At 73.4% G+C, this 811-nt stretch carries 1 protein-coding gene; it reads right to left on the bottom strand.

The annotated features are described in order from the left end of the window. A partial coding sequence (gene pgsA, locus ACYVE9_RS29085; RefSeq protein ID WP_461030866.1) for a phosphatidylinositol phosphate synthase occupies window positions 1-677 on the bottom strand: 677 nt, incomplete at its 3' end. Between the last annotated feature and the right edge of the window lie 134 nt (window positions 678-811).

Here is an 811-nt window from a genome sequence, read left to right as displayed (position 1 = left end):
CGTCCCCCGTCGTCCGGTCCGGACGCCGCCGGGCGGGCCGGCTCGGCGGCGTCCTCCTCGGCGGCCTCCCGCCGGACCGTCACGACCCGCTGACCGAGGGTGACCAGGCTGCCGACCGCCACCACCCACAGGGCGACGGGCAGCAGGATCTCGATGTACGGCACGCCGAAGACGCTGAAGCCGGCCAGACCGGTCAGCACCAGGGTGATCACCAGGCGCTCGGCGCGTTCGACGAGGCCGTTGACCCTGACCGGCAGCCCGATGCTCTCGCCGCGCGCCTTGGTGTAGGAGACGATCTGCCCGCTCGCCAGGCAGAACAGGGTGACCGCGCAGAGCGCCACGTTGTCGCCGCGGCCGGCGTACCACAGGGCGATGCCGCCGAAGACCGCCGCGTCGGCCACCCGGTCCAGTGTCGAGTCCAGGAACGCGCCCCAGCGGCTGGACTTGCCCGACTGCCGGGCCATCGTGCCGTCCACCAGGTCGGAGAACACGAAGAGGGTGATCGTCACCGTGCCCCAGAAGAAGTGCCCCTGGGGGTAGAAGACCAGGGCGCCCGCGACCACACCCCCGGTGCCGACGAGGGTGACGGCGTCCGGGCTGACTCCCAGCCGCAGCAGCAGAGCGGCGAAGGGGGTGAGGACACGCGTGAAGAAGGCACGCGCGTACTTGTTCAGCATGGCCGTCCCGGGGGTCGATACGAGCCGGGTGGTGATGGTCCACCGGCCGGCCCATCGTAGCCAGCGGCCGGCGCGGGTTCGCGGACGGCACGGTCGCCGGTGCTCCCGGGCGGTCGGCGGCGGGCCCGCCGGGG

This window comes from Streptomyces sparsus, assembly GCF_054776295.1.
This window is presented reverse-complemented; position numbering and strand designations above follow the sequence as displayed.